We start from the raw sequence: 21,386 nt of genomic DNA on the forward strand, positions 1-21,386 counted from the left end.
GGTGAAGACCCCGAACGTCGAGGGTGCGACGGTCGGAGAGCCGAGAGAGTGGACCGGTGCGTCGTCGCAGTCGGCCGAACTCGACATCGCGCCGACGTGTACCATGTCGCTGTCGTGGCGGGCGTTCGAGTCGTTCGACCGCGGGGAGTGGACCGCAACGCTCCGGCACGAACTCGTCCACGTCGAGCAGTTTCAGGCGTTCGGCGCGACCGACCACGGCCCGGCGTTCAAGCGCCGCGCCGAGGCGGTCGACGCGCTGGTTCGCGTCCGCCGGTTCGCCGAGCCGAAGTACACCCTCACCTGCGAGGCCTGCGGCGCGGACGTGGCCTACCGTTACCGCGAGTGCAAACTCGTCCGCGAGTCGTCGGCCTACCGCTCCGCGTGTTGCGAAGCGCCGCTGAACTGTCGAACGCGGCAGGAGTAGCAGGTGGAAGGGGCGTCCGACCGCCCGACGACTACCGACTCGGCGGGTGCGCCCGCGCCTCCCGAATCGCCACGAAGGCGACGGCGAGGACGAACACGAGCGCCAGGAAGAACTCGACGCCGGGAACGGTCCCGGCGACGGCCCAGACGTACACGTCCTCCGCACCGAGGATGACGAACAGCGCGACGAGAATCGCCACGCCGGTTCGACCGATACCCAGTCTCATACCTCGGTCTTGCCACCGCGACAACATAAGCGTTGGAGGGGACTTCCGCCGCGCGAGAGACGGCTGTATTGTTCGTCACCTCGAATACTACTCTTCCGTCGAACTCGCCCGGATTAGCTTTTCGTCTCAAATCGAAGCGAGAGTGACAATACAATCATTCACGTCTAATTCAAAAACATCCGAATAAGAAAGTCCGATAAATAAGAAATTATGACATACAATAATGTTCTCGTTTTACAATTCTATCGCCAATATCTGAGGGCGAGAGATAGACGCAGAGGCCGACGTAATCGGGATACTGTGCCGCGTTCGGATGTCGCACCGCTCTCGCGTCGCTCCCGCGAGAGGAGACTATTTACCGCGCGAGCGTGACCGAAGCGCAGTAACGAACCCATGCGACACGTCCCAGGAACCTTCTCGATAGCGGCGCGCGACCCCGAGGCGAACGTCTTCGGCGCGGCGGTGACGACCGGCACGGTCGCCGTCGGCGCGACCTGTCCCTACGTGAGCGCCGGCGGCGCGGCGGTCACGCAGTCGTACACGAAGACCGAACACGGCCGCGACGCGGTCGCCCGCGCGGAAGACGGCGAGGCCATCGACGACGCCTTCGAAACGCTCCTCGACGGCGACGACCACGTCGCGTACCGGCAGGTCCACGGCGTCGGTGCGGGCGGCGAGTTCGCCTTCACCGGCGGCGAATGCGTCTCGTGGGCCGGCCACCGCGTCGCCGACGACTACACCGTCGCTGGCAACATGCTCGCCGGCGAGGCGGTCGTCGAGGCGACCGCCGAGGCCTACGAATCCGCCGACGGCGACATGGCCGAGCGACTCGTCTCGGCGCTCGAAGCCGGCGAGGCCGCGGGCGGCGACGACCGCGGCGAGATGAGCGCCGCGCTGCTCGTCCACGCGCCGACGCCGGAGTTCTACCACAACCTCCGGGTCGACCTCTCCGACGAACCGGTGTCCGACCTGCGCGACCTGCTCGCGGAGGCGCGGCGCGCGAAAGCCCAGATTCGACGGGAGACGGACGCGCAGTTCGGCGACTACCCAGACGAGATTCTCGACTTCGGCGTCAAGTACTGAGTCGACTGCGGCGTCAAATACTGAGAAGAGACCGCGCGGGCGGCGTCAGTCCGAGTCGGCCGGACTGGTCTCCGCGCGCTTCGACGGCGTGATAAAGGAGTCACGCTGGCTCATCTCCTCCTCGGAGAGGTGACAGGAGATGTAGTGGTCACCGCCGTCGACCGCTTCGAGTTCCGGGAGGTCCTGCTCGCAGACGTCGCCAATTTTCTTCGGGCAGCGCGTCTGGAACGGACAGCCCGACGGCGGGTTGATGGGGCTCGGAACGCTCCCCTCAAGCAAGATGCGGTCCGTCTCGCGGTCCGGGTTCGCGTGGGGAACCGCGGACAGGAGGCTCTCCGTGTAGGGGTGGAACGGCGGCGAGAACACCTGCTCGATGCTCCCGAACTCCGCTATCTTCCCGAGGTACATCACGGCCACGCGGTCGCAGATGTGCCGGATGACGCCGATGTTGTGCGAGATAAACAGGAACGAGATGTTCTCGTCTTCCTGAATCTCGTTCAGGAGGTTGAGAATCTGCGCCTGCACGCTCACGTCGAGCGCCGAGACGGGCTCGTCGCAGACGATGAGCTTCGGTTCGACCGCGAGCGCGTGCGCGATGGCGACGCGCTGTTGTTGGCCCCCGGAGAACTCGTGGGGGTACTTGCTCGCGGCGGCCCGCGAGAGGCCGACGCGTTCGAGCAGGTCGCCCACGCGTTCGCGCTTTTCATCGCCGGTGGCGATGCCGTGTTTCTCCATCGCGCGCCCGACGATTTGGCCGACGGTCTTCCGCGGGTTGAGCGAGCTCTGGGGGTCCTGGAATATCATCTGCATCTCGCGGCGCAGACTCCGAATCTCCGAGGAACCGAGTTCGTGGAGCGGCTGGCCCTCGAAGTACACCTCGCCGTCGGTCGGTTCGAGGAGCCGGAGCGCGGTGCGAGCGACCGTGGACTTCCCGCAGCCGGACTCGCCGACGAGCCCGACGGTCTCGCCGGGGTAGACGTCGAAGCTCACGTCGTCGACGGCCTTGACGTGCCGCCGTTCGACGGTCGGTAGGCCACCGCCCTCCCACGAGAGGTGGACGTTGCCGAAGACGCCCTCGCCGGCGTCGAAGTACTTCTTCAGGTTCCGCACTTCGAACAGCGGCTCGCCGCTGCGGTCGATGTCGCGGCGGCCGGTCCCGGCTTCGGGGACCGTGCTCTCCGAGAGGTCGAGGTCGGCGGCGTGGAGACACGCCGCGCGCGACGAGTCGTCGCCGACGGCGTCGAGCGACGGGTCGCCGCCGGTCCGACACGCCTCGGTGGCGTGGGGACACCGCGGCGCGAAGTTACAGCCGCTCGGGAGGTTCCCGAGGTCGGGCATCGCGCCGTCGAGCGTCGGCAGTTCGTCGTAGTCGGTGTCGACCTCCGGGATGGAGTCGATGAGCGCGCGGGTGTAGGGGTGTCGCGGGCGGTCGAACAGGTCGCCGAGTTCGGCCGTCTCCACGAGGTTCCCGGCGTACATGACGCCGACGTGGTCACACGTCTGGGCGACGACGCCGAGATTGTGGGTAATCATCAGCACGGCCGTCCCCTCGCGCTCCTGCATCTCGTTGAGCAGGTCGAGAATCTTCGCCTGCGTCGTCACGTCGAGCGCGGTGGTCGGCTCGTCGGCGATGATGAGGTCCGGCTCGCAGGAGAAGCCGATGGCGACGAGGACGCGCTGGCGCATCCCCCCGGAGAACTCGTGGGGGTAGTCGTCGATGCGCTCTTCGGCGTCCGGGATGCCGACGTCGTCCATCGATTCGATGGCGAGCTGGCGTGCCTCTGACTTGGAGACGTCCTGATGGCGGCGAATCGTCTCCGTGATCTGCTCGCCGACGGTCATCACCGGGTTGAGCGACGACATCGGGTCCTGCGGAATCATCGCGATGCGGTTGCCGCGGATGTCGCGCATCTCGGCTTCCGTCTTCTGCAGGAGGTCTTCGCCGTTGAATACGACTTGCCCGCCGGTGATTTCGCCGGGCGAGTCGATGAGGCGCATGAGCGACCGCGCCGTCACGGACTTGCCCGCGCCCGACTCGCCGACGAGACCCATGGTCTCGCCGCGGTCGAGCGAGAACGACACCTCGTTGGAGGCGACGATGGGGCCGCTGTCGGTGCGGAACTCGGTTCTGAGTCCGCGCACGTCGAGCAGCGGGCCGTCGTCGGCCTCGCCGTCCGTCGCAGTAGTGGGAGCACTCATTCTATCGCCTCCACTTTGGGGTCGAGCACGTCACGCAGTCCGTCGCCGAGCATGTTGAACCCGACGACGGCGATACCGATAGCCAACGCGGGGAACAGCAACATCCACGGCGCGGTCTCCATGAAGCCGCGACCGGTGTTGATCATCAGCCCCCACGACGGCCGCGGGGGTTGCGCGCCGAGGCCGAGGAACGACAGGCTCGCCTCCGCGAGGATGGCGAACGAGACGTTCAGCGACCCCTGCACCAGCATGGGAGCCATGCAGTTCGGGAACACCTCGCTGAAGACGATGCGCGAGTCGCTCTCGCCGCGGGCGATGGCGGCCTCGACGTACGCCTCGTTGCGTTCGGCCAGCGCCGCGCTCCGCGAGACGCGGGCGATGTACGGCGTGTAGACGAACGCCAGCGCGATGATGACGTTACTCAAGTCCGGGCCGAGGACGACCAAGAGCGTGAGCGCGAGCAACACCGGTGGGAACGCCATTGCGGCGTCCATGACGCGCATCAGTATCTCGTCGGTTAACCCGCCGGCGTAGCCGGCGACGACGCCGACGACGGCCCCGACGGCGAGCGCGCCGGAGATAGCACCGAAGCCGACGTACAGCGAGATGCGACTCCCCATGACGACGCGGCTGAAGATGTCGCGGCCGAGGTCGTCGGTGCCGAACGGGTGTTCGACCGACGGGGCCTGCGAGCGGTCTTCGATGTTCGTCGCGTCGATGGGGTACGGCGCGATAATCGGCGCGAAGATGGCGACGAGCACGAGCATCACCACGATGGAGAAGCCGAGCATCGCCTTCGTGTTGCTTCGGAACTTCCGGACGAACCGGGCGATACGGTCGCGCTGTGACTGCGTGATGGTGAAGCGACCGCGTTCGGTCTCTTGTTCGGTCGCCATCAGTCGTCACCTCCGTAGCGGATGCGCGGGTCGAAGTACGCGTACAGCAGGTCTGCGGCGAAGTTCGAGAACATGTAGATGAGTGCGACCACGAGGATACACCCCTGAATCAGGGGGATGTCGCGGCTCTGAATCGCGGTCAGCGTCAGCCGACCGATGCCGGGCCAGAAGAACACCTCTTCGAGCACGACGACCCCGCCGAACGCGTAACTGAACTGGAACGCGATGACCGTGATGACGGGGATGATTGCGTTCTTGAGCGCGTGTCGGAGGACGATGACCCGTTGGCTCATCCCCTTCGCACGCGCGAGATTGATGTACTCCTCGCTGAGCACCTCCAGCATCGACGACCGGGTCATCCGCATGATGTAGGCGGTGAGCGCGAAGCCCATCGCCCCCGCGGGGAGGACGAGTCGCGTGAGCGACCCGACGAGGTCCTCGCTCGGGGAGACGTACCCCCCGGTCGGAAAGAGGTTCAGCCAGACGGCGAACACCAGGATGAACACCAGTCCCCACAGGAAGATGGGCATCGAGATGCCGACGAAGGCGAACATCGAAGCGCTCACGTCGGGCGCTTCGTTCTGGTTGACGGCGGCGTAGACGCCGAGCGGAACCGACAGCACGACAGCGACGAGCGTCGCGGCGACCGCGAGCATCATCGACCGCGGCAGGCGCTCGGCGATGAGCTGTGCCACGGGCTCGCCGAACCGGAGCGATTCGCCCATGTTCCCCTGGAGGAGCCCGACGACCCAGTCGATGTACTGCACGTACAGCGGGCGGTTGAGTCCCAGTTGGGTTTGGAGCGCTTCGAGCGATTGTTCGGTCGCGTTGGGGCCCAAGATGAGCAGGGCCACGTCACCGGGCAGGATGTTGGTGACGGCGAAGGCGATGAGCGTGACGAAGAACAGCGTCACCGCCATGAACCCGACGCGCCGAAAGACGTAGTTGTACATCGACATTGTGTGGAATCTCTGTTAGCGGTCGAGCCAGTTGTCGCCGAACTGTAGCGTCGACCCGTCGGGCGCGCCGATGTCGCCTTTGTACTGCGAGGCGGCTCCGTAGAGGCTCGGCTGCCACCACAGGAAGAGGTGACCGGCGCGCTCCTCGTGGAGAATCTCCGTCGCCTGGTGGTAGAGGTCGGCGCGCTCCTGTTCGTCGTAGATGGTTCGCGCCTCCTCGACGAGCGCGTTGTAGTCCTCGTTCACCCAGTTGGTGAAGAAGAACGCGCCGTTGGGGTGCAGGAACTTGTAGAACGACACGTCGGGGTACCAGAGCGCGAGGTAGGAACTCGTCGTCGCCTGGAAGTCGCGGTTGGAGTAGACGTCCGAGAGCCACGTACTCCACGTGATCTGCTGGATTTCGAGGTTGATGCCGACCTCGGCGGCGTCGGCGGCGATGACCTCCGCGGCCTGCACCTGCGTCGGGTAGGACTGCGGAATCTTGAACGTCGCCGTGAAGCCGTCGGACATGCCGGCGGCGTCGAGGTGCTCTTGGGCCTTGTCGAGGTCACGCGGGCGCGGTTCGATGTCCGGGTTGACCCACGGACTGCCGGGCGTCGCGGGGGACGCGGTGGTCTGGCCGGTGCCGTAGAGGGCCGCCTCGGCGACCTTCTCCTTGTCGATGGTGTAGTCGAGCGCGAGGCGGGCGTCCTTGTTGTCGAAGGGAGCCACGTCGCAGTTCAGGCCGAGGTAGACGAGCGATTTCGGGAACTGCTTTTCGAACCGAACGTCGGGGGCCTGCTCGACGCGGGAGACGTCCTTCGGCGCGATGCCGTTGATGAAGTCGTACTCGCCGGCGAGGAACGACTGGAGACGGACGCTCGGGTCCGGCACCTCGCTCTTGACGATGGTGTCGATGAACGGGCCGTCCTCGTCGGACGCGCCCCAATAGTCCTCGTTGCGCGACATCGTGAACGAGGTCTCGATTTCGCGGCTCTCGAACACGTACGGGCCGGTCCCGATGGGTTCTTCGACCATGTCCTTCTCGGCGTTCTCGGCGGGCATGACCGACAGTTCCGCCGTCGCCATCTTCGCGAGGAACGGCGCGAAGGGTTCGGTGAGTTGGACTTCGAAGGTGTAGTCGTCGGGAGCGCGAAGCTCCTCGACGTAGTCGAAGAAGCCGGTGGCGAGGTAGTCGCCGTTCTGGACGCGCTCGTAGCTCGCCAGCACGTCCTCGGAGGTCATCTCCTTGCCGTTGTGGAAGGTGACGCCCTGCCGGAGGTTGAACGTCAGGAGCGTGTTGTCGTCGGACTGCTCCATCGACTCCGCGAGGTGCGGCTGGATGGAGTAGTCGTCCTGCAGCGCGACGACTTCCTCGTAGATGTTCTCCAGAACGCGCTTGGAAGCCGCCGAAGTGTCGATGTGCGGGTCGAGGCCCTGCACCGGCACCGCGCCGCCCCACTGGAGCGTGCCGCCCTGCTTCCCGCCGCTCGCGGCGGTCGTGTCGGTGCTTTCGGTGTCGCCGCCCTCGTCCGTGGAACCCGAGTCTTCGGTCGTGCTGTCGTCCGAACCGCCGCCCGTACATCCGGCGAGCGCCACCGCACCGGTCGTCGCCGCCGCCCCGAGGAAAGTACGGCGGTCGAACCGACTGCGACGCGTGCCGTCGCCGGTGCTATCGGAGGAGTCGCTCCCCTTGCCATTCTCTTGCATACAGTCGCTCAAATCCGCTACTGTGTGATAAAAATTGTGGTTGTGTGAGTACAATCACCATATCGAGACGAGGGAAATGTAATACCAGATATAGGTTCGAGCACCGAGCGCAGAGAAACTGTGGAATGCCCAATTCTATCCCGCCACATCCGATATTACTCCCCGAATGTCAACACACCTCGTCGTAGCGACGGTCCACATCGACGACCCGCAGGCCGCTCGCAGGTGACCGAGCCGTCATCGCGGACGACTGAGCCGTCCCCGACGAGAGTCTTCGAGCGACACGGGAGGGTAGAAGAATCCCAGAACCAGAATATATGCCCTGTAACCCCCGATTTCGGAGAGTTCGCTGCTTCCCGGTACTGTCACGCATGTGACTGAATTCCAAACAATAAAATAGGGTTAGTCACGAATCCGGGAACCATGCGAGTCAATCAGCAGCGACTCCGCAGCGACATCGAGTCGAACGCGGAGTTCGGGGCCGTCCCGACAGACGAGGGTCGGGGACGGACGGTCCTGACCGGCAGCGAGGCGGACCGGCGGGCGAGAGAGTTCTTCTGCGAGCGCCTCCGGGACGCCGGTCTCTCCATCACCATCGACGAGGTCGGCAACATCGTCGGTCGGTGGGAACCAGAGAGCGCGGACCCCGACGCGGCCCCGGTCGCCACGGGAAGCCATCTCGATTCGGTCCCCGAGGGCGGCATCTTCGACGGCCCGCTCGGCGTCTACGCGGGGCTGGAGAGCGTCCGCGCGATGCAGGACGCCGGAATCGAACCCGTCCGACCCGTCGAGGTCGTCAACTTCACCGAGGAGGAGGGCCAGCGGTTCGGCGGCGGCCTCATCGGGTCGGCGGTCGCCGTCGGCGAACTGAGCGTCGAGGAGGCGCTCGACATCGAGGACGCCGACGGGATTCCGCTTGGCGACGCCCTCGCGGACATCGGCTACCGGGGCGAAGGGCGCGTCGACGCCGCGGACTGGGACTCGTGGATAGAACTCCACATCGAGCAGTCCGAGCGCCTCGAAGACGCCGCGGTCCCCGCCGGCGTCGTCACGAGCATCGTCGGCCTCTCGCGCTGTGCCGTCGAAATCACGGGCGAGGCCGACCACGCCGGGTCGACGCTCATGGACGACCGGTCGGACGCGCTCGCCGCCGCCAGCGAGTTCGTCCTCGACGTGGAGCGCGCGACGAACGAACGCAACGAGGTCTCGGAGACCGCGGTCGGAACCGTCGGTAAACTCGAAGTTTCACCGAACGCGCCCAACGTCATCGCCGGGAAAGTGGACCTGACCGTCGACATCCGCGACGTGGCGTACGACTCCATCGAGTACGTCATCGACGAGGCGGAGGCGAGTCTCGACCGCATCGAGGCCGAGCGCCCGGTCGAGGCCGCGCTCTCGCACCCGTGGGACCGCAAGCCCGTCGAGATGAGCGAGCGCTGCCGCGCCGCGCTCCACGACGCCGGGACCGATGCCGACCTCGACACCCTCGACCTCCACTCCGGGGCCGGCCACGACACCATGCACGTCGCGGCCGTCACCGACGCCGCGCTGCTCTTTGCCCCCTCCCGCGACGGCATCTCGCACAACCCCCGCGAGTGGACCGACTGGGAGGACTGCGCCGACGCGACCCGCGTGCTCGCCGGCGCGCTCGCCGACCTCGCGACCGAGTGACGACGCCGCCCGTCCGACGACTGCCGCGTTCGACGCTGTTCCGGCCGACGACTCCTTCTCGACGCCGGTTCCGATTCCGTCCCCCGAAGCCCGCTCTGTCGGCACGTTCGATTCGACTGCCACCGGTATCTCCGCGACGACCGCGTAGTCGAAACGCTCGCCGGGTCGAACGGAGATCACCCGTTAGCGCCATCAACGACCGTTTTTACTCGCGATTCGACGCGAGGCGACTCGCTCGAAACACCGCGATGTTTGTACAATGAGAACACGGGGCCTAAGTAGTCGGGTTCGACTGTTTCAGCGCCCATTTAGACGGGGTGGGTAGTTTGAGCCCTTCGAATTACGCCACTTTGCGGCAATCCCTGCGAATTTCGCGCTCATACGGAAGTGGACGTTTGTCAAATACAAACACCTATGCCGCGGGGGCTTCGAACTGGACTATGGCAGACGAACACACGACCGGTTCGCCGCGGACGCTGAAGACGGTGTCTCGTGCGTTCGATGTCGTTCGGGCGCTCGAGGAGTTAGACGGCGCGCGAGTGACCGAGTTGGCAAACCATCTGGACCTCTCGAAGAGCGTCGTCTACAACTACCTGAGCACGCTCCGGGCCGAGAAGTTCGTCGTGAAGGAAGAAGACACCTACCGGCTGTCCCTGCAGTTCCTCCTCGTGGGCGAGTACGTCCGGTACCAGAACATCCTCTACCGCATCGGCAAGCCCGAAATCGAGGAACTCGCGGAGAAGACCGGCGAGTACGCGCATCTGGCGACCGAGCAGCACGGGCTGGGCGTCAACCTCTACAAGGTGAGCGGCGAGAAGGCCGTCGGGAGCGACTACCAGGTGAACAAGCTCCAGCGCGCCGACTACCTCCACTTCTCGGCGACGGGCAAGGCCATTCTCGCGCACCTCCCGAAAGAACGCGTCGAGTGGATTATCGACCAGTACGGCCTGCCGGGCAAGACCGAGGCGACCATCACGACCCGCGAGGAACTCTTCGAGGAGTTGGAGACGATTCGCGACCGGGGCTACTCCCTCAACGACGAAGAGGAGATAAAGGGCCTGCAGGCCATCGGCGCGCCGGTGACGAACCGCCACGGGCGCGTCCTCGGCTCGATTAGCGTCTCCGGTCCCGTCCGCCGGATGAAACAGCCGGAGTACCACGAACAGCTCATCGAGAGCGTCGTCAACACCGCCAACGTCATCGAGGTCAACGTCAACATGGAAGAGTCCGACGACGACTTCCCGACGTTCAGTTAGTCGGGGCGTGTCACCCCCGACGCCGCCGCGTCGGTATCGTTCTCCCGTCGTCGACCGCCCGGCACGGTTCACAAACGGAGAACCAGCGGTCTCGACCGAGTCGCGGCCGGCGAGACGGCCACCGACGAGACGAGCGGCGGGCCGAACGGCGTTCCCGTCCCCGAATCTCGGCGTCACCGCCGGCAACGCCGCGCTCGAACTGTCGATGTCGTCCGTCGACCGAGATTGACGGTTTCGAACGTCGGACCGTCAACGCGCCCCGAAAAGTAGCGAGAACGGAACATCGTAGAAGCGACACACAAAAACGAATGTTCGGTAGGATTGACCATATAAGAACACGAACCAGGTATCGGTGAGAGATAGTTTAATCGTACGCCACATTCCAGCTAGTCTCCAAAATTTTCTGTCGCAGCCGGGACACCCCACCGAAGGGGCGGACGGCGACCACCATCCATCGGTCGAGAGCCCAACAGCCATGACACAAGTAAGAGTGTAATGCAAGTGTCCACGGCAGTCGCGGGTCGGCTGTCGTGTACGGACGACTGAGACAGGCTGAACACGGCCTTCGGACCATCTTAGAAATGTGTTTATCAAGCAATAATGCGGAGCGTCAAACAGGTCGTCGAGTGTGGTCAGAATTCACGGTGGAATCAGAGAGTGAGAGGTTCGGTGAAAATCCGGTTCAGTCGCCTCTATTGAGCGTGAGAATGTACAATTTGTAAAAATTGTAAAAATTATATAATTTTCGTGCTATACAGTCGCGGGTCGAGCAGTCGAGTAGCGCCGTTAGAAATGTATTAGTTATGCAAGAATGCGTTGGGAAGACAGCGCGGTTCGAGGTGGGGTCGGCCTCACTCCGGGCCGTCGGTAGTGGGACCGTCGGCATCTTCAGCGTCAGGTTCGGGGTCGAGCGGCCGTCGGACCACGAGAACCGGGGCGACCGTCTGTTCGGCGACGCGGTCGGACGTCTCGCCGAACAGTCGGCCGCGGAGCGTGGGTTTCTCCTCTCCCATCACGACCACGTCGTGGTCCTTCGCGCCCTCGATGAGCGCCTGAAGCGGGTTCTGGGCGACGACGACGACGCGCGAGATGTGCTCGCGGCTGACCCCGAGGACGGCCAGTTCGTTGGCGACCTCGCTGAGCAGGGCTTCGCCGTCCGAGACCGCGTCGTCGTCCTCGACGGCGTGGAACAGCGTGAGTTCGATGTCCTCGTGTCTCCCGACGGCCGCGGCGACCTTGGTAATCGTCTCGAGGTTGATGTCCTCTTTTATCGGGACGATGATGCGGTCGATGGTCGGGGCGGGGTTCGAGAGCAACACCGCATCGCAGTCGGCTTCCGTGGCGATGCGCTCCGTCGTCTGGTCGGTGTCGTGGGTGAACACCAGCCGCGTCTCGACGGTCGCGCCGGCGGCTTCGAACACCGAGACGAGTTCGGCGAGTTCCTCGCGTGCCTTCGGTTCGAACTGCTCTCTGGCCTGCTCGGGGGCCGTCTGCTCGGGTATCTCGTGGTACGCGAGGAGGACGACCGTCGTCCCCGAGAGGACGCGTATCAGTTGGTCCGGAATCACCTGTCCCGCCAGCACCGCGACGGGAACGAGCACGCGAACGTCGTCGGGGTCACGCATCGGAGCTCACCCCCTTCAGGCGCACGTCGCGGGCGTAGACGAAGTACCACACCAGCGCGGCGACCGCGACGACGGCGCCGATCGCCTGCGAGAGCGGTTGCATGAACGCGACGAGACTGAAGCTCGCAAGCCCCCCGAGCACCGGGACGGCCGGGTAGCCGGGCACCCGGAACGACGGGTCGTACCACGCGGGGTTCGACCGGCGGAGGACGATGAGCGCCACGCAGATGAGCCCGTAGGTGACGAGGTGCAGGAACGACGCGACCTCGGCGAGCACCTCGGTCCGGCCGACCGCGACGAGGACGACCGTCGGCCCGCCGACCAGCGCGAGCGCGACGTGGGGCGTCCCGTACCGGAGGTTGATTCGCGCGAGTTGCGGCGGGACCAACGCGTCGCGGCTGAGCGCGTAGAGGGCGCGCGACGAACTGAGAATCGAGGCGTTCGCGCTCGACACCGTCGCGAAGAGCCCGGCGACGAGGATGGCGACCGCGCCGGGGAATCCGAGGTACGAGCGGGCGACCTCGACGATGGCCGTCTCGCCGAAGGCGGCGAGTCTGGCGCTCCCGAACGCGCCGGTCGAGACGAGGATGGTCACGACGTACAGCGCCCCGACGACGATTACGGAGCCGACCATCGCCAGCGGGAGGTTCCGGCCGGGCTTCGTTATCTCGCCCGCGACCGTCGCCACCTGCGCGAACCCGAGGTAGGAGGTGAACACGAGCGCCGCCGTGGTGAAGATGCTGAGCGTCCCGTAGGGCATGAACTCCTCGGGGACGGTCTGACGGCCGAACAGCCCGAGCGTGTCGAGCGAGCCGTAGACGAGGAACACGAGGAGGATGCCGAGAAGCAGGCTCACGATACCGTTCTGGAGCTTCGTCGCGTTCTCGGTCCCGAACATGCTGAGCGCCGTCAAGACGAGCCCGAAGCCGACGCCGAGCGCCGCCACGAGCGGCAGGTCGGTGACCATCGACGCCGCGCCCAACTCCGCAAGCACGGCGATGGCGTACTGCGCGAACCCGACGAGGTAGAACGCCGAGGCGAAGACGAGCCCCAGCCAGAGACCGATACCGACGACCGCGCCGAACGCCGAACCCATACCGCGGGAGATGAAGTAGTACGCGCCGCCGCTTTTGGGCATCGCCGTGGCCAACTCGGAGGTCGGAAGCGCGACCAACAGCGCGATGACCGCCCCGAGCGCGAACGAGAGCGAGGCCGCGGGGCCGGCCTGCCCGGCGGCGAGACCGGGGAAGACGAAGATACCCGCGCCGACCATCGTCCCGATACCGATTGCCAACCCGCCGCGGAGGTCGATTGTTCGCTCCAACTCGGTCCCGCTTTCGAGGACCGTCACCTCGTCGGCCGCGGCCCCGACGTCGACCGCCGGGTCCGCGTCGGCGACCCCCGCCCCGTCGTCGGGCGGGTCCGCCCCGAGCACCGAACCGCCGTCGTTTCCATCGGACATTGTGGGTTCCTGTTATCACGGCTCCCCAATATATCTAATACCCGTCATATTTAGGGCGGTCGGGTCGACCGGTGGGTGCGACGCCGCCGCCGACACGTCGTCGCCCGCGACGAGAGAAAGTGTTAATCCGTCCGCGGCACGCCCTGCATGCAGAACGATGGCGCACGGAACGCGACGCGGCGGCCGGTTCGGGCGGGGTGAGCCGCGGTGAACTGGTCGCGGAAGTCGCTCGACGAACTCGAGGCGTTCTACTGGGAGACGATAGCGCCCGCGATGGACCGCGACGGGATGGACCCGACGCGGGACGTGCCGACCTACGCGTGGCTGACCGAACGCGGCTGGTCGGGCATCGCCTACGCGCTCCGCGAGAAACACGACCTCACGCCGCGGGAGTTCTTCGTCGGCGTCGTCGGACTCGGCGACGAGGACGCCGACGAGGGCTACGACTGGGGCATCGACGACGACCGAACCGTCGAGGCGTTCGAGTCCTACCTCGACATGCTCGAATCGCGGCGCGGACTCGCGGACTCGACGCTGCCGACCCGTCGGACTCACCTCGCGCGGTTCGCCCGAGTCTACCGGGACCGCCACGGGTCGGCCGACCTGCTCTCCCGACTCGACGACCGCGACGCCGAACCCGACGAGATAGACCGCTGTCTCGCGGTCCTCGACGAGTTCGATGCCGAGCTCGCCACCGACGGGACGAAGCTCAAATACCTCCAGACGGTCCGGTCGTTCTACGAGTACCTCGTGGACTTCCGGCGCGCGCGGTACAACCCCGTCGAGAACGCCGCGAAGCAGTTCCGCTGGGAGCAGGGGCAACCCGACAACCGCACGATGTCGGCCGACCAGGTGAGCGACGTGTACGCCGTCGCCGACGACCTCGAAGACCGGCTTCTCGTCCTCGGACTCGCCGGGTGGGGGCTCCGACCGAACGAACTCGCGTCGCTCCGCGCGTCGCAACTCGTCCTCTCCGGCGACGACCCCCACATCGAGTTCGAAGCGCGGAAGAACGGGCCGGGGACCGTCGCGCTCCTCTACGGCGTCGACGCAGTCGCCGCCCGCATCGACGCGCTCGCCGAGGACGACGACTGGAACGGCGCGCTGTTCCCCTCCTCGCGGGCCGCCTCGGGCCACATCGCCCGCGAGACGGTCAACCGGCGGTTCAAGCGCCTCGCCGACGAGGCGGGCGTGACCGTCGACGGTGAGGTCCCGACCGCGAAGCTCTGTCGGCGCTTCTGGTACACGGCCTATCAGGCGGCGGTCGACGAGATGCTCGCGCAGTTGGAGGGCGTCGCCGCCGACCAGGGGTCGAAGAGCGCCGGCGTCGTCATGTCGAACTACCTCTCCGAGGAGCGTCGCCGGTCGTTCCGCCGGCAGGCGATGCGCGAGACGCTGGCCGACGTGTTCGAGTCCAGCGACGAGTCCGTGACCGTCGAAGAGCAAGTGCTGCAGTAGCTGTTTGGCTTCGGGTCTCTGCGCAACACGAGGTGGAGTGGTAGCCGTGATAAATCGTATATCGCGATAGACAACTATCACGTGGCGAGACACTCATCCTTCGGTTGTGCAGACCGACAAGAGACACGACCGCGTTTCTGTACTGAAAAGCCGGCCAGCGTTCGGAACGCACCGACCGTTCGATGGAAACGCCCATTTCAGGCAACAGGACGGTTCTCTCCTCCGAATCGCGGGCAGCCTACGCTCCCATTAGGCACCCGTCTACCCCCGATAATGACGTCTCACCGACGTTTTTGTTACACGGCTACCTTTGTAAAGTATAGTGAATCTCGTTCCGGGGAGTAAGATACTTGCGAGCGCCGAAACGTCCGGTCTGAGGCGGTTCGCAGATATTCTTCGCACGCCCCCGGGAGATAACACGGGCGAAGTGGGAATTGGGACAAAAACGAGCAAGCCAAACCGTGCCGAGGCGACCGGCGCACACGTCGTCAGGCGTGGGCGACGCTCTCCGCACCGTGCAGACGGTCGCCTGTCGCCGTTCGGAACCTATCCCGCGATTTCCTCGGCGGCGAACGCTTCACGAAGTCGGTCTTCGTCCTCGGGCGAGAGGTTCGTCTCGATTATCTCGAACTTGTCGTCCGACAGCTCCTCTTTGATGCGGTCCATCTGTGCGCCGCGGGACAGGAGGAACAGCGCGGAGTTTCCGGGTTCGACCGTGTTCGCGACCTCTTTGATGAACGAGTCGTCGATGCCGATATCGGTGAACTTCCCGCTGAGTGCGCCCGTCACCGCCCCGACCGCCATCCCGAGCCACGGCATCCAGAAGATGACACCGATGAGAAGCCCCCAGAACGACCCGCCGAGCGCGCCCACGCCGACGAGGCTCTGGGCCTGTTTGACCTTCACCTGACCGTTCTCTTTTCGAACGGCGATGGCGGCGTCCTCTATCGTAATCAGTTCGCGACGCTGGAGATGATACAGTTTCTCCCGCATGTTCTCCGCACCGTCCATCGTATCGAACGCGAGTACTACCAGTGAACTCATCTTTTCAACCCGACCACACGTAAGTGAGATAACATAATAAACTGCATTTATCGAGGTGCTGATTGTCTCACATCTCGTAATCTCTCGGGCGCGAAAGCAGCCGGGGCGTTTCCCGAACCGACCGCTTCCGGAGGCCCCGAGAGGGTCCGCCGATTCGGCCCGCGACGACCTGCGACGCTATATTCGTCGCCCGCCAATGGTTCGCCATGACCAGTCGAGAGTCGTTCACGCCCGAGGAGTGGCGAACGCTCGCGCAGACGCCGGTCGAGGTGATGTTCGGCGTCGTCGTCGCCTCGAACGGCGGCTTGCGACGGGAACTCAAGACGATTCGTCGGACCCTCCGACACGCGGACGAGTTCGGCCCGGAGACGGAACTCGTCACGCATCTCGCCGGGTTCGTCCGGGTGAACGCCGACCGGGTGCGACGCGACGCGGAGACGCATGATTTCAACCGCGCGGTGACGATCGCTCGCGCCCACGACTACTGTCGGGAGACGACGACAATCGTCCGAGCGCGGGCGACCGCGGCGGAGCGAGACGAGTACGGGCGGTTCGTTCGCTGGTGCGCCGAACGCGTCGCGGACGCCGGCGTCGAAGGCGGGATACTCCGACTGGGTGGCCGACGAGTCAGTCCGGCCGAACGGGCGTTCATCGACGCTATCGGGGAGACCCTCGCCGTTGCCGATACGTCGGGCGAGACAATCGAGTAAGCTATCCTATCAAAGCACTCATATTTTTTGTGCCCTCGTGACGTTGTAGCCCGTATGCGACTCGTTCAGGTGTTGATACCACAGGGGAGACGAGAGAGCGTGCTGGAGTCGCTCGACCAACAGGGAGTCGACTACGCCGTCTTCGAGGAGGTCGGGCGTGGCGACTTCGAGGCGATGGTGCAGTTTCCGGTTCCCCCAAGCGGCGTCGAGACGGTGATGGAGAAACTGACGACCGCGGGGATTCGAGACGACAGCTACACAATCGTGCTCCCCACGGAGACGGTCGTCTCACAGCGCCTCTCGGCCCTGAAAGAGCGCTTTCCCGGACTCAGAATCTCCCGCGAGGAGCTCTACGCCAGGGCGGAGGACCTCGCGCCGGCGAACTCGACGTTTTTCAGTTTCCTGGTACTCAGTACGGTCATCGCCGCGACGGGCCTGCTTCTCGACTCCGCGGCGACGATTATCGGCGCGATGGTCGTCGCCCCGCTGATGGGACCGGCGGTTTCGGCGTCCGTCGGCACGATACTGGCCGACCGGCAGATGGCGACCCGCGGCGTCGTCCTTCAGGTGACGGGTCTCGCGGCGGCCATCGCGACGGCCGCGGTGCTCGGGGTAGTGCTCCAGCAGACGATTCTGATTCCGCCGGGCATCAATATTCAGGAGATACCGCAGGTCGCAGAGCGGACCAGTCCGAACGTTCTGTCGCTCTTTCTCGCGCTGGGGTCGGGTATCGCGGGCGCGATAAGCATCATGCGCGGCTCCGGGTCGACTCTCGTCGGCGTCGCCATCGCCGTCGCGCTCGTTCCGCCGGCGGCGACATCGGGGTTGGGTATCGCGTTCGGACTCCCCGCGGTCGCCCTCGCGGGCGCGGTGCTCGTCGTCGTCAACCTCCTCGCAATCAACCTCTCGGCGCTGATTCTGTTCTACCTGTCGGGGTTCAAACCCCTCGACGCCGACGAACGGGAGAGCGTCAGATCGTCTGTCGCCGCCCGAATCGCCGTCATCGGCGTGGGTATCGCCGTCCTCTCTCTCGTCCTCGCCAGCGTGACGTACGCCTCGTTCCAGACCACGTCGTTCGAACAGCAAACGCAGACGGAACTCCAGCGCCAGTTCGACGAGGCGGACATCGAGGGCGTCGAACTCGTCAGCGTCACGGTCGACTACAGGCCCATCGATTACCTCCTCGGGAACCAGCCACGAGTCGACGTACTGGTCGGAATTCCTCGCGACCTGCAAGCGCCCCCCGACCTCGCACAGCGATTCGACGACCAACTGACCGAGGGGTTGGGCCGAGACGTGGTGGTGAGAGTCGGCTTCGTCGAGGCGCAGGTCTCCGACGACGCATCGACGCGAGCCTCGACCGGCGGGCTCGCTCCGGCGAATAGCCGTCTCGACCGCCCGTCAGCCCTCCTCGACCGCCCCTCAGTGCTCATCGACCGATCCTCAGTTCTCCTCGACCGCCCCTTGGTCCTCCGCACTCCGGAGGGACAGCCGTGACCGACGCGTACTACTTCATCAGCGACCTCCACATCGGCGGCGACGAGCAACTGGGAAAGGTCGATTTCCTCGACGAGCTACTGTCGTTCCTTCGGACGCTCGAAGCGACCGAGGAGGACGCCGAGCTAATCATCAACGGCGACGCCTTCGGGCTGTGGGAGTTCACCGACGTCGACGGGCTCGACAAGTTCGACGCGCTCGTCGAGCGCTATCCGGAGCTGTTCGACCAGTTCGAAGCGACGGGCGCGCGAATCCCCATCACGCTCATCCCCGGGAACCACGACTACGAACTCGCCGCCTACCCGGAGTACGTCGACCGGCTGGCCGAGTTCAACGTCACGCTCCGACAGGAGGTCTCGATAACCCGGCGCGTCGGCGACTACGTCGTCTACATCGAACACGGGATGCAACGGGACCCCAACAACCGGATTCCGGACTTCGGAAACCCCTACGCGAACCCGCCGGGGTACTTCGTCAACAGACAGGTCACGAGTCGCGCCGGCCGGCTCTCCGGGCGCGGGAAGTTCAACTGGCTCAAAGACGTGCAGGCGGTGACGCCGATGACGCAGATTCCGGCGTGGACGCTGTCGAACTACTTCTATCGGGAGATGAGCCCGTGGCTCAGATTCGCCTCCGCTCCGTTTCTCCTCCTGTTCAACGTCGGGTTCCTCTACGTGCTCGCGTTCGCGCTCGACGCCGCCGGGGTCTGGTCGCTCCCGATGACCCTCATCGAACGGTTCCTCGGGCTGTTCGGTCCGGTCGGGGTGCTGGTGGACTTGCTTTTGACCGCGAACCTCGCCGTCACGCTGTTGCTGATACTCGTCGCGATACCGCTTTTGGTCTTCGCCAGAGACGTCCGAAAGACGCTCAGGCGGTTCGGCATCGACCGACCCGACGACCGGGGCTCGTCGGCGGACACCTATCTGACGGCCGCCAGAGAGCTGTTCGCGTCAGACCCGACAGTCGCGGTGTTCGTCTACGGCCACACCCACCGGCCCGCAGTCACCGAAGTTTCCGAGAGAGTCGTCGTCAACACGGGGACGTGGCTGAAACGACTGCGGCGCGTCGAGTCCGTGCTCGGCGTCCTCCCGCCGGTCTTCTACTCGTGGTACCAACTCAACTACGTGCGCGTGTCCGCGACGGAGGGCGGCGGCGTCGCCGTCGAGTACGAACTCATCGAGAAGTCAGCGCCGAACGAGGAGACGTGGTTCCAGCGACTCGTCACGGCCGCGCCGAGACGAGAGGACGTGATTCCGCCCCGGACCGTCGTCCGACCGGCGGTCGAGGCGACTGAGGCGACTGAGGCGACCGAGGCAACCGAGGCGACCGAGGCGGCCGCGACGGAGACCGGCCCGAGGGGTGACCATGACCGCTGACGCCTCGAACCGGCCGACGCGCAGAGAGGTTTATCGGACGAGCGGTGGTATCGAGGACGATGGACTCTGACGCGAACGCGCACGCTCTCGGGGAGAGACCGGTCGCGAACGACTCGGCGAGAGGGCTGGCGTACTGGGGTCCCGCGGTGGCGGTGAGTCTCGCGATGTTCATCGGCGTCATCGATTCGACGCTGATGAACGTCGCGATTCCGTCCATCGTCGCCGACCTCGACACGACTGTCACAGTCGTACAGGGCGCGATTTCGTTCTACGCGATGGTCATGGCGGCGCTGATTCTCCCCGGCGGTAAGCTATCGTCGATGTACGGGGTTCGACGGCTGATGACCGCGACGCTCCTCGTGTACGGGGTCGGGACGACGCTGGCGGCGCTGAGTTGGAACGTCGCCGTGCTCTACGTCGGCTGGTCGGTCATCGAGGGGGCCGCCGCCGCCGTGTTGCTCCCGCTGACGTTCACCGTCCTCCTCGTGAGCTACGAGGGTGCCGACCGGGCGAAAGCCCTCGGTATCCTCGCCGGCGTGAACGCGGCCGGTGCCGCGTTCGGACCGCTGTTGGGCGGCGCGGTCACGACGTTCGCGAGCTGGCGCTGGGGGTTCGGCATCGAGGTGCTAATCGTCCTCGTCGCGCTCGCGTTCACCCGATACCTCCCCGAGGAATCCCTGAGCGAGACGCCGACGAAACTGGACGTGGGCGGGACGCTCCTCTCGGTGGTGGGGACGACGGCGCTCGTCGCCGGCGTCCTGCTGGCCGGGCGCTACGGCTGGATTTCCGCCCGCCGGCCGTTCGTCGTCGGCGACGTGCAACTGGACCTGTTCGGCGCGTCTCCGACGATCTGGCTCGTCGGATTCGGGGCCGTCGTCTTCGCGGGCTTCGTCCAGTACGAGCGTCGCGTCGAGCGCGAGGGCGGGTCGCCGCTCGTCCCGGTCCGCCTCCTGTCGAACGGGCCGTTCACCGCCGGCGTCGCCACGAACGCCGCGCGGTCGCTGGTCCTCGCGGGGTTCATCTTCGTCGTCCCGGTCTTCCTCCAGTCGGGGGCCGGCTACACCGCGTTCGAAACCGGCGTCGCGATGCTCCCGTTCTCGGTCGCGACGTTCGTCGCGTCCATCTTCACGACCGGCTGGCGGCGGTTCGTCGCGCCGAAACTGCTGATTCAGGGCGGAACCGTCCTCATGGGGCTCGGCGTGCTCGCGCTCGTGTCGCAGACCGCGCTGGACGCGACGGTCGCGCAACTCGCCGTGCCGATGGCGCTCGTCGGCCTCGGTCTCGGCCTCGTGATGGCACAGCTCATCGATATGACGCTCTCGGCCGTCGAACAGCGGGACTCGGCGGCGGCGTCCGGCCTGCTGAACGCGACGATGATGCTCGGCTACTCGTTCGGGACCGCCATCGTGGGCACGTACCTGCTCAGGCGGTTCTACGGCGGCGTCGTAGACGGCGTGTTGACCGCCGTTGACGCGGGCGTGTCGGCGAGCGAGCGAGGGGCGCTCGTCGTCGCGCTGGAAAACGCCGCCGAGACGGCGACCAAAGAGACCCAACAGACCGTCCTCGGCGGCCTCGCTCCGGCACAACGAGAACTGCTGGCTGACGTGTTCGACGCCGCGATAGTGCAGGCACAGCGGGAGACGCTGTTGCTCCTCGCGCTTCTCGTGTTGCTCGTGCTCCTCGCCTCGACACTCCTCCCGGACGGTGGGCGCGACGGCGACCCGTGAGGGCGGCGGTTTTCCGCCTCTTGCCCCCAGTTCCAGTATGGACGGTTCAACTCACGTGCACGATAAAGCTGTACTGTTGGTGAC

Annotated in this window: 17 protein-coding genes; 9 read left to right on the plus strand and 8 right to left on the minus strand. The window is 65.6% G+C overall.

What is annotated here, in order from left to right:
- Window positions 1-424, plus strand: a 424-nt coding sequence (locus AUR65_RS20175) for a SprT-like domain-containing protein (RefSeq protein ID WP_058566130.1), incomplete at its 5' end; no start/stop codon positions are given.
- A gap of 31 nt (window positions 425-455) precedes the next feature.
- On the opposite strand, the gene AUR65_RS06805 is transcribed toward AUR65_RS20175, so the two are convergent.
- Window positions 456-650: a hypothetical protein gene (locus tag AUR65_RS06805; protein WP_058566131.1), complete on the minus strand. Its 195-nt coding sequence runs from the start codon at window positions 648-650 to the stop codon at window positions 456-458.
- A gap of 393 nt (window positions 651-1,043) precedes the next feature.
- Between AUR65_RS06805 and AUR65_RS06810 the strand changes: the two genes are divergently transcribed.
- The gene (locus tag AUR65_RS06810) at window positions 1,044-1,733 is read left to right on the plus strand and encodes a DUF1028 domain-containing protein (protein ID WP_058566132.1); all 690 of its coding nucleotides are present in this window, start codon (window positions 1,044-1,046) and stop codon (window positions 1,731-1,733) included.
- Between the two features lie 45 nt (window positions 1,734-1,778).
- Here AUR65_RS06810 and AUR65_RS06815 read toward each other — a convergent pair whose 3' ends face one another.
- The 4 genes from AUR65_RS06815 to AUR65_RS06830 are packed head-to-tail and all read right to left on the minus strand — an operon-like array spanning window position 1,779 to window position 7,476.
- Window positions 1,779-3,932: a dipeptide ABC transporter ATP-binding protein gene (locus AUR65_RS06815; RefSeq protein ID WP_058566133.1), complete on the minus strand. Its 2,154-nt coding sequence runs from the start codon at window positions 3,930-3,932 to the stop codon at window positions 1,779-1,781.
- Window positions 3,929-4,828: an ABC transporter permease gene (locus tag AUR65_RS06820; RefSeq protein WP_058566134.1), complete on the minus strand. Its 900-nt coding sequence runs from the start codon at window positions 4,826-4,828 to the stop codon at window positions 3,929-3,931. Before AUR65_RS06820 ends, AUR65_RS06815 begins: the two co-directional genes overlap by 4 nt.
- Window positions 4,828-5,787, minus strand: coding sequence for an ABC transporter permease (locus tag AUR65_RS06825; RefSeq protein WP_004977946.1), 960 nt, complete (start codon window positions 5,785-5,787; stop codon window positions 4,828-4,830). Before AUR65_RS06825 ends, AUR65_RS06820 begins: the two co-directional genes overlap by 1 nt.
- 15 nt (window positions 5,788-5,802) lie before the next feature.
- The gene (locus AUR65_RS06830) at window positions 5,803-7,476 is read right to left on the minus strand and encodes an ABC transporter substrate-binding protein (protein ID WP_058566135.1); all 1,674 of its coding nucleotides are present in this window, start codon (window positions 7,474-7,476) and stop codon (window positions 5,803-5,805) included.
- Between the two features lie 423 nt (window positions 7,477-7,899).
- Between AUR65_RS06830 and AUR65_RS06835 the strand changes: the two genes are divergently transcribed.
- Entirely contained in the window at window positions 7,900-9,147 is a 1,248-nt protein-coding gene (locus AUR65_RS06835; RefSeq protein ID WP_058566136.1) for a Zn-dependent hydrolase, read from the plus strand.
- 440 nt (window positions 9,148-9,587) lie between these two features.
- Window positions 9,588-10,403 (plus strand): IclR family transcriptional regulator, encoded by an 816-nt coding sequence (locus tag AUR65_RS06840; protein ID WP_004043255.1) that lies wholly within the window; start codon window positions 9,588-9,590, stop codon window positions 10,401-10,403.
- Between the two features lie 851 nt (window positions 10,404-11,254).
- Here the strand turns inward: AUR65_RS06840 and AUR65_RS06850 are convergent.
- Window positions 11,255-12,028: a universal stress protein gene (locus AUR65_RS06850; RefSeq protein WP_058566137.1), complete on the minus strand. Its 774-nt coding sequence runs from the start codon at window positions 12,026-12,028 to the stop codon at window positions 11,255-11,257.
- Window positions 12,021-13,490 (minus strand): APC family permease, encoded by a 1,470-nt coding sequence (locus AUR65_RS06855; protein WP_058566138.1) that lies wholly within the window; start codon window positions 13,488-13,490, stop codon window positions 12,021-12,023. The genes AUR65_RS06850 and AUR65_RS06855 overlap by 8 nt, the downstream gene beginning before the upstream one ends.
- A 207-nt stretch (window positions 13,491-13,697) precedes the next feature.
- Between AUR65_RS06855 and AUR65_RS06860 the strand changes: the two genes are divergently transcribed.
- Window positions 13,698-14,948, plus strand: a complete 1,251-nt coding sequence (locus tag AUR65_RS06860) for a tyrosine-type recombinase/integrase (protein WP_058566139.1) — start codon at window positions 13,698-13,700, stop codon at window positions 14,946-14,948.
- A gap of 546 nt (window positions 14,949-15,494) precedes the next feature.
- Here AUR65_RS06860 and AUR65_RS06865 read toward each other — a convergent pair.
- A complete protein-coding gene (locus AUR65_RS06865) occupies window positions 15,495-15,959 on the minus strand; it encodes a DUF1269 domain-containing protein (RefSeq protein WP_084816380.1) in 465 nt (154 codons plus the stop codon).
- Window positions 15,960-16,198: 239 nt separating this feature from the next.
- On the opposite strand from AUR65_RS06865, the gene AUR65_RS06870 reads away from it, so the two are divergent.
- From AUR65_RS06870 to AUR65_RS06885, 4 genes are read left to right on the plus strand one after another with little or no spacing between them, the layout of a single operon-like run.
- Window positions 16,199-16,702, plus strand: a complete 504-nt coding sequence (locus AUR65_RS06870) for a hypothetical protein (protein WP_058566141.1) — start codon at window positions 16,199-16,201, stop codon at window positions 16,700-16,702.
- A gap of 54 nt (window positions 16,703-16,756) precedes the next feature.
- Complete coding sequence (locus AUR65_RS06875; RefSeq protein WP_058566142.1) at window positions 16,757-18,199, plus strand: TIGR00341 family protein; 1,443 nt, start codon at window positions 16,757-16,759, stop codon at window positions 18,197-18,199.
- Entirely contained in the window at window positions 18,196-19,575 is a 1,380-nt protein-coding gene (locus AUR65_RS06880; protein WP_058566143.1) for a metallophosphoesterase, read from the plus strand. The genes AUR65_RS06875 and AUR65_RS06880 overlap by 4 nt, the downstream gene beginning before the upstream one ends.
- A 59-nt stretch (window positions 19,576-19,634) precedes the next feature.
- On the plus strand, window positions 19,635-21,302 hold the full coding sequence (locus AUR65_RS06885; protein WP_058566144.1) for an MFS transporter: 1,668 nt from the start codon (window positions 19,635-19,637) through the stop codon (window positions 21,300-21,302).
- Window positions 21,303-21,386 lie beyond the last annotated feature (84 nt).

The organism is Haloferax marisrubri, assembly GCF_001469875.2.
In the GTDB taxonomy this organism is placed as follows: Archaea; Halobacteriota; Halobacteria; order Halobacteriales; family Haloferacaceae; genus Haloferax; species Haloferax marisrubri.

Coding starts and splice junctions, on each gene's coding strand:
- AUR65_RS06805 (WP_058566131.1), bottom strand. CDS start 650: ATGAGACTGGGTATCGGTCGAACCGGCGTGGCGATTCTCGTCGCGCTG.
- AUR65_RS06810 (WP_058566132.1), top strand. CDS start 1,044: ATGCGACACGTCCCAGGAACCTTCTCGATAGCGGCGCGCGACCCCGAG.
- AUR65_RS06815 (WP_058566133.1), bottom strand. CDS start 3,932: ATGAGTGCTCCCACTACTGCGACGGACGGCGAGGCCGACGACGGCCCG.
- AUR65_RS06820 (WP_058566134.1), bottom strand. CDS start 4,828: ATGGCGACCGAACAAGAGACCGAACGCGGTCGCTTCACCATCACGCAG.
- AUR65_RS06825 (WP_004977946.1), bottom strand. CDS start 5,787: ATGTCGATGTACAACTACGTCTTTCGGCGCGTCGGGTTCATGGCGGTG.
- AUR65_RS06830 (WP_058566135.1), bottom strand. CDS start 7,476: ATGCAAGAGAATGGCAAGGGGAGCGACTCCTCCGATAGCACCGGCGAC.
- AUR65_RS06835 (WP_058566136.1), top strand. CDS start 7,900: ATGCGAGTCAATCAGCAGCGACTCCGCAGCGACATCGAGTCGAACGCG.
- AUR65_RS06840 (WP_004043255.1), top strand. CDS start 9,588: ATGGCAGACGAACACACGACCGGTTCGCCGCGGACGCTGAAGACGGTG.
- AUR65_RS06850 (WP_058566137.1), bottom strand. CDS start 12,028: ATGCGTGACCCCGACGACGTTCGCGTGCTCGTTCCCGTCGCGGTGCTG.
- AUR65_RS06855 (WP_058566138.1), bottom strand. CDS start 13,490: ATGTCCGATGGAAACGACGGCGGTTCGGTGCTCGGGGCGGACCCGCCC.
- AUR65_RS06865 (WP_084816380.1), bottom strand. CDS start 15,959: ATGGACGGTGCGGAGAACATGCGGGAGAAACTGTATCATCTCCAGCGT.
- AUR65_RS06870 (WP_058566141.1), top strand. CDS start 16,199: ATGACCAGTCGAGAGTCGTTCACGCCCGAGGAGTGGCGAACGCTCGCG.
- AUR65_RS06875 (WP_058566142.1), top strand. CDS start 16,757: ATGCGACTCGTTCAGGTGTTGATACCACAGGGGAGACGAGAGAGCGTG.
- AUR65_RS06885 (WP_058566144.1), top strand. CDS start 19,635: ATGGACTCTGACGCGAACGCGCACGCTCTCGGGGAGAGACCGGTCGCG.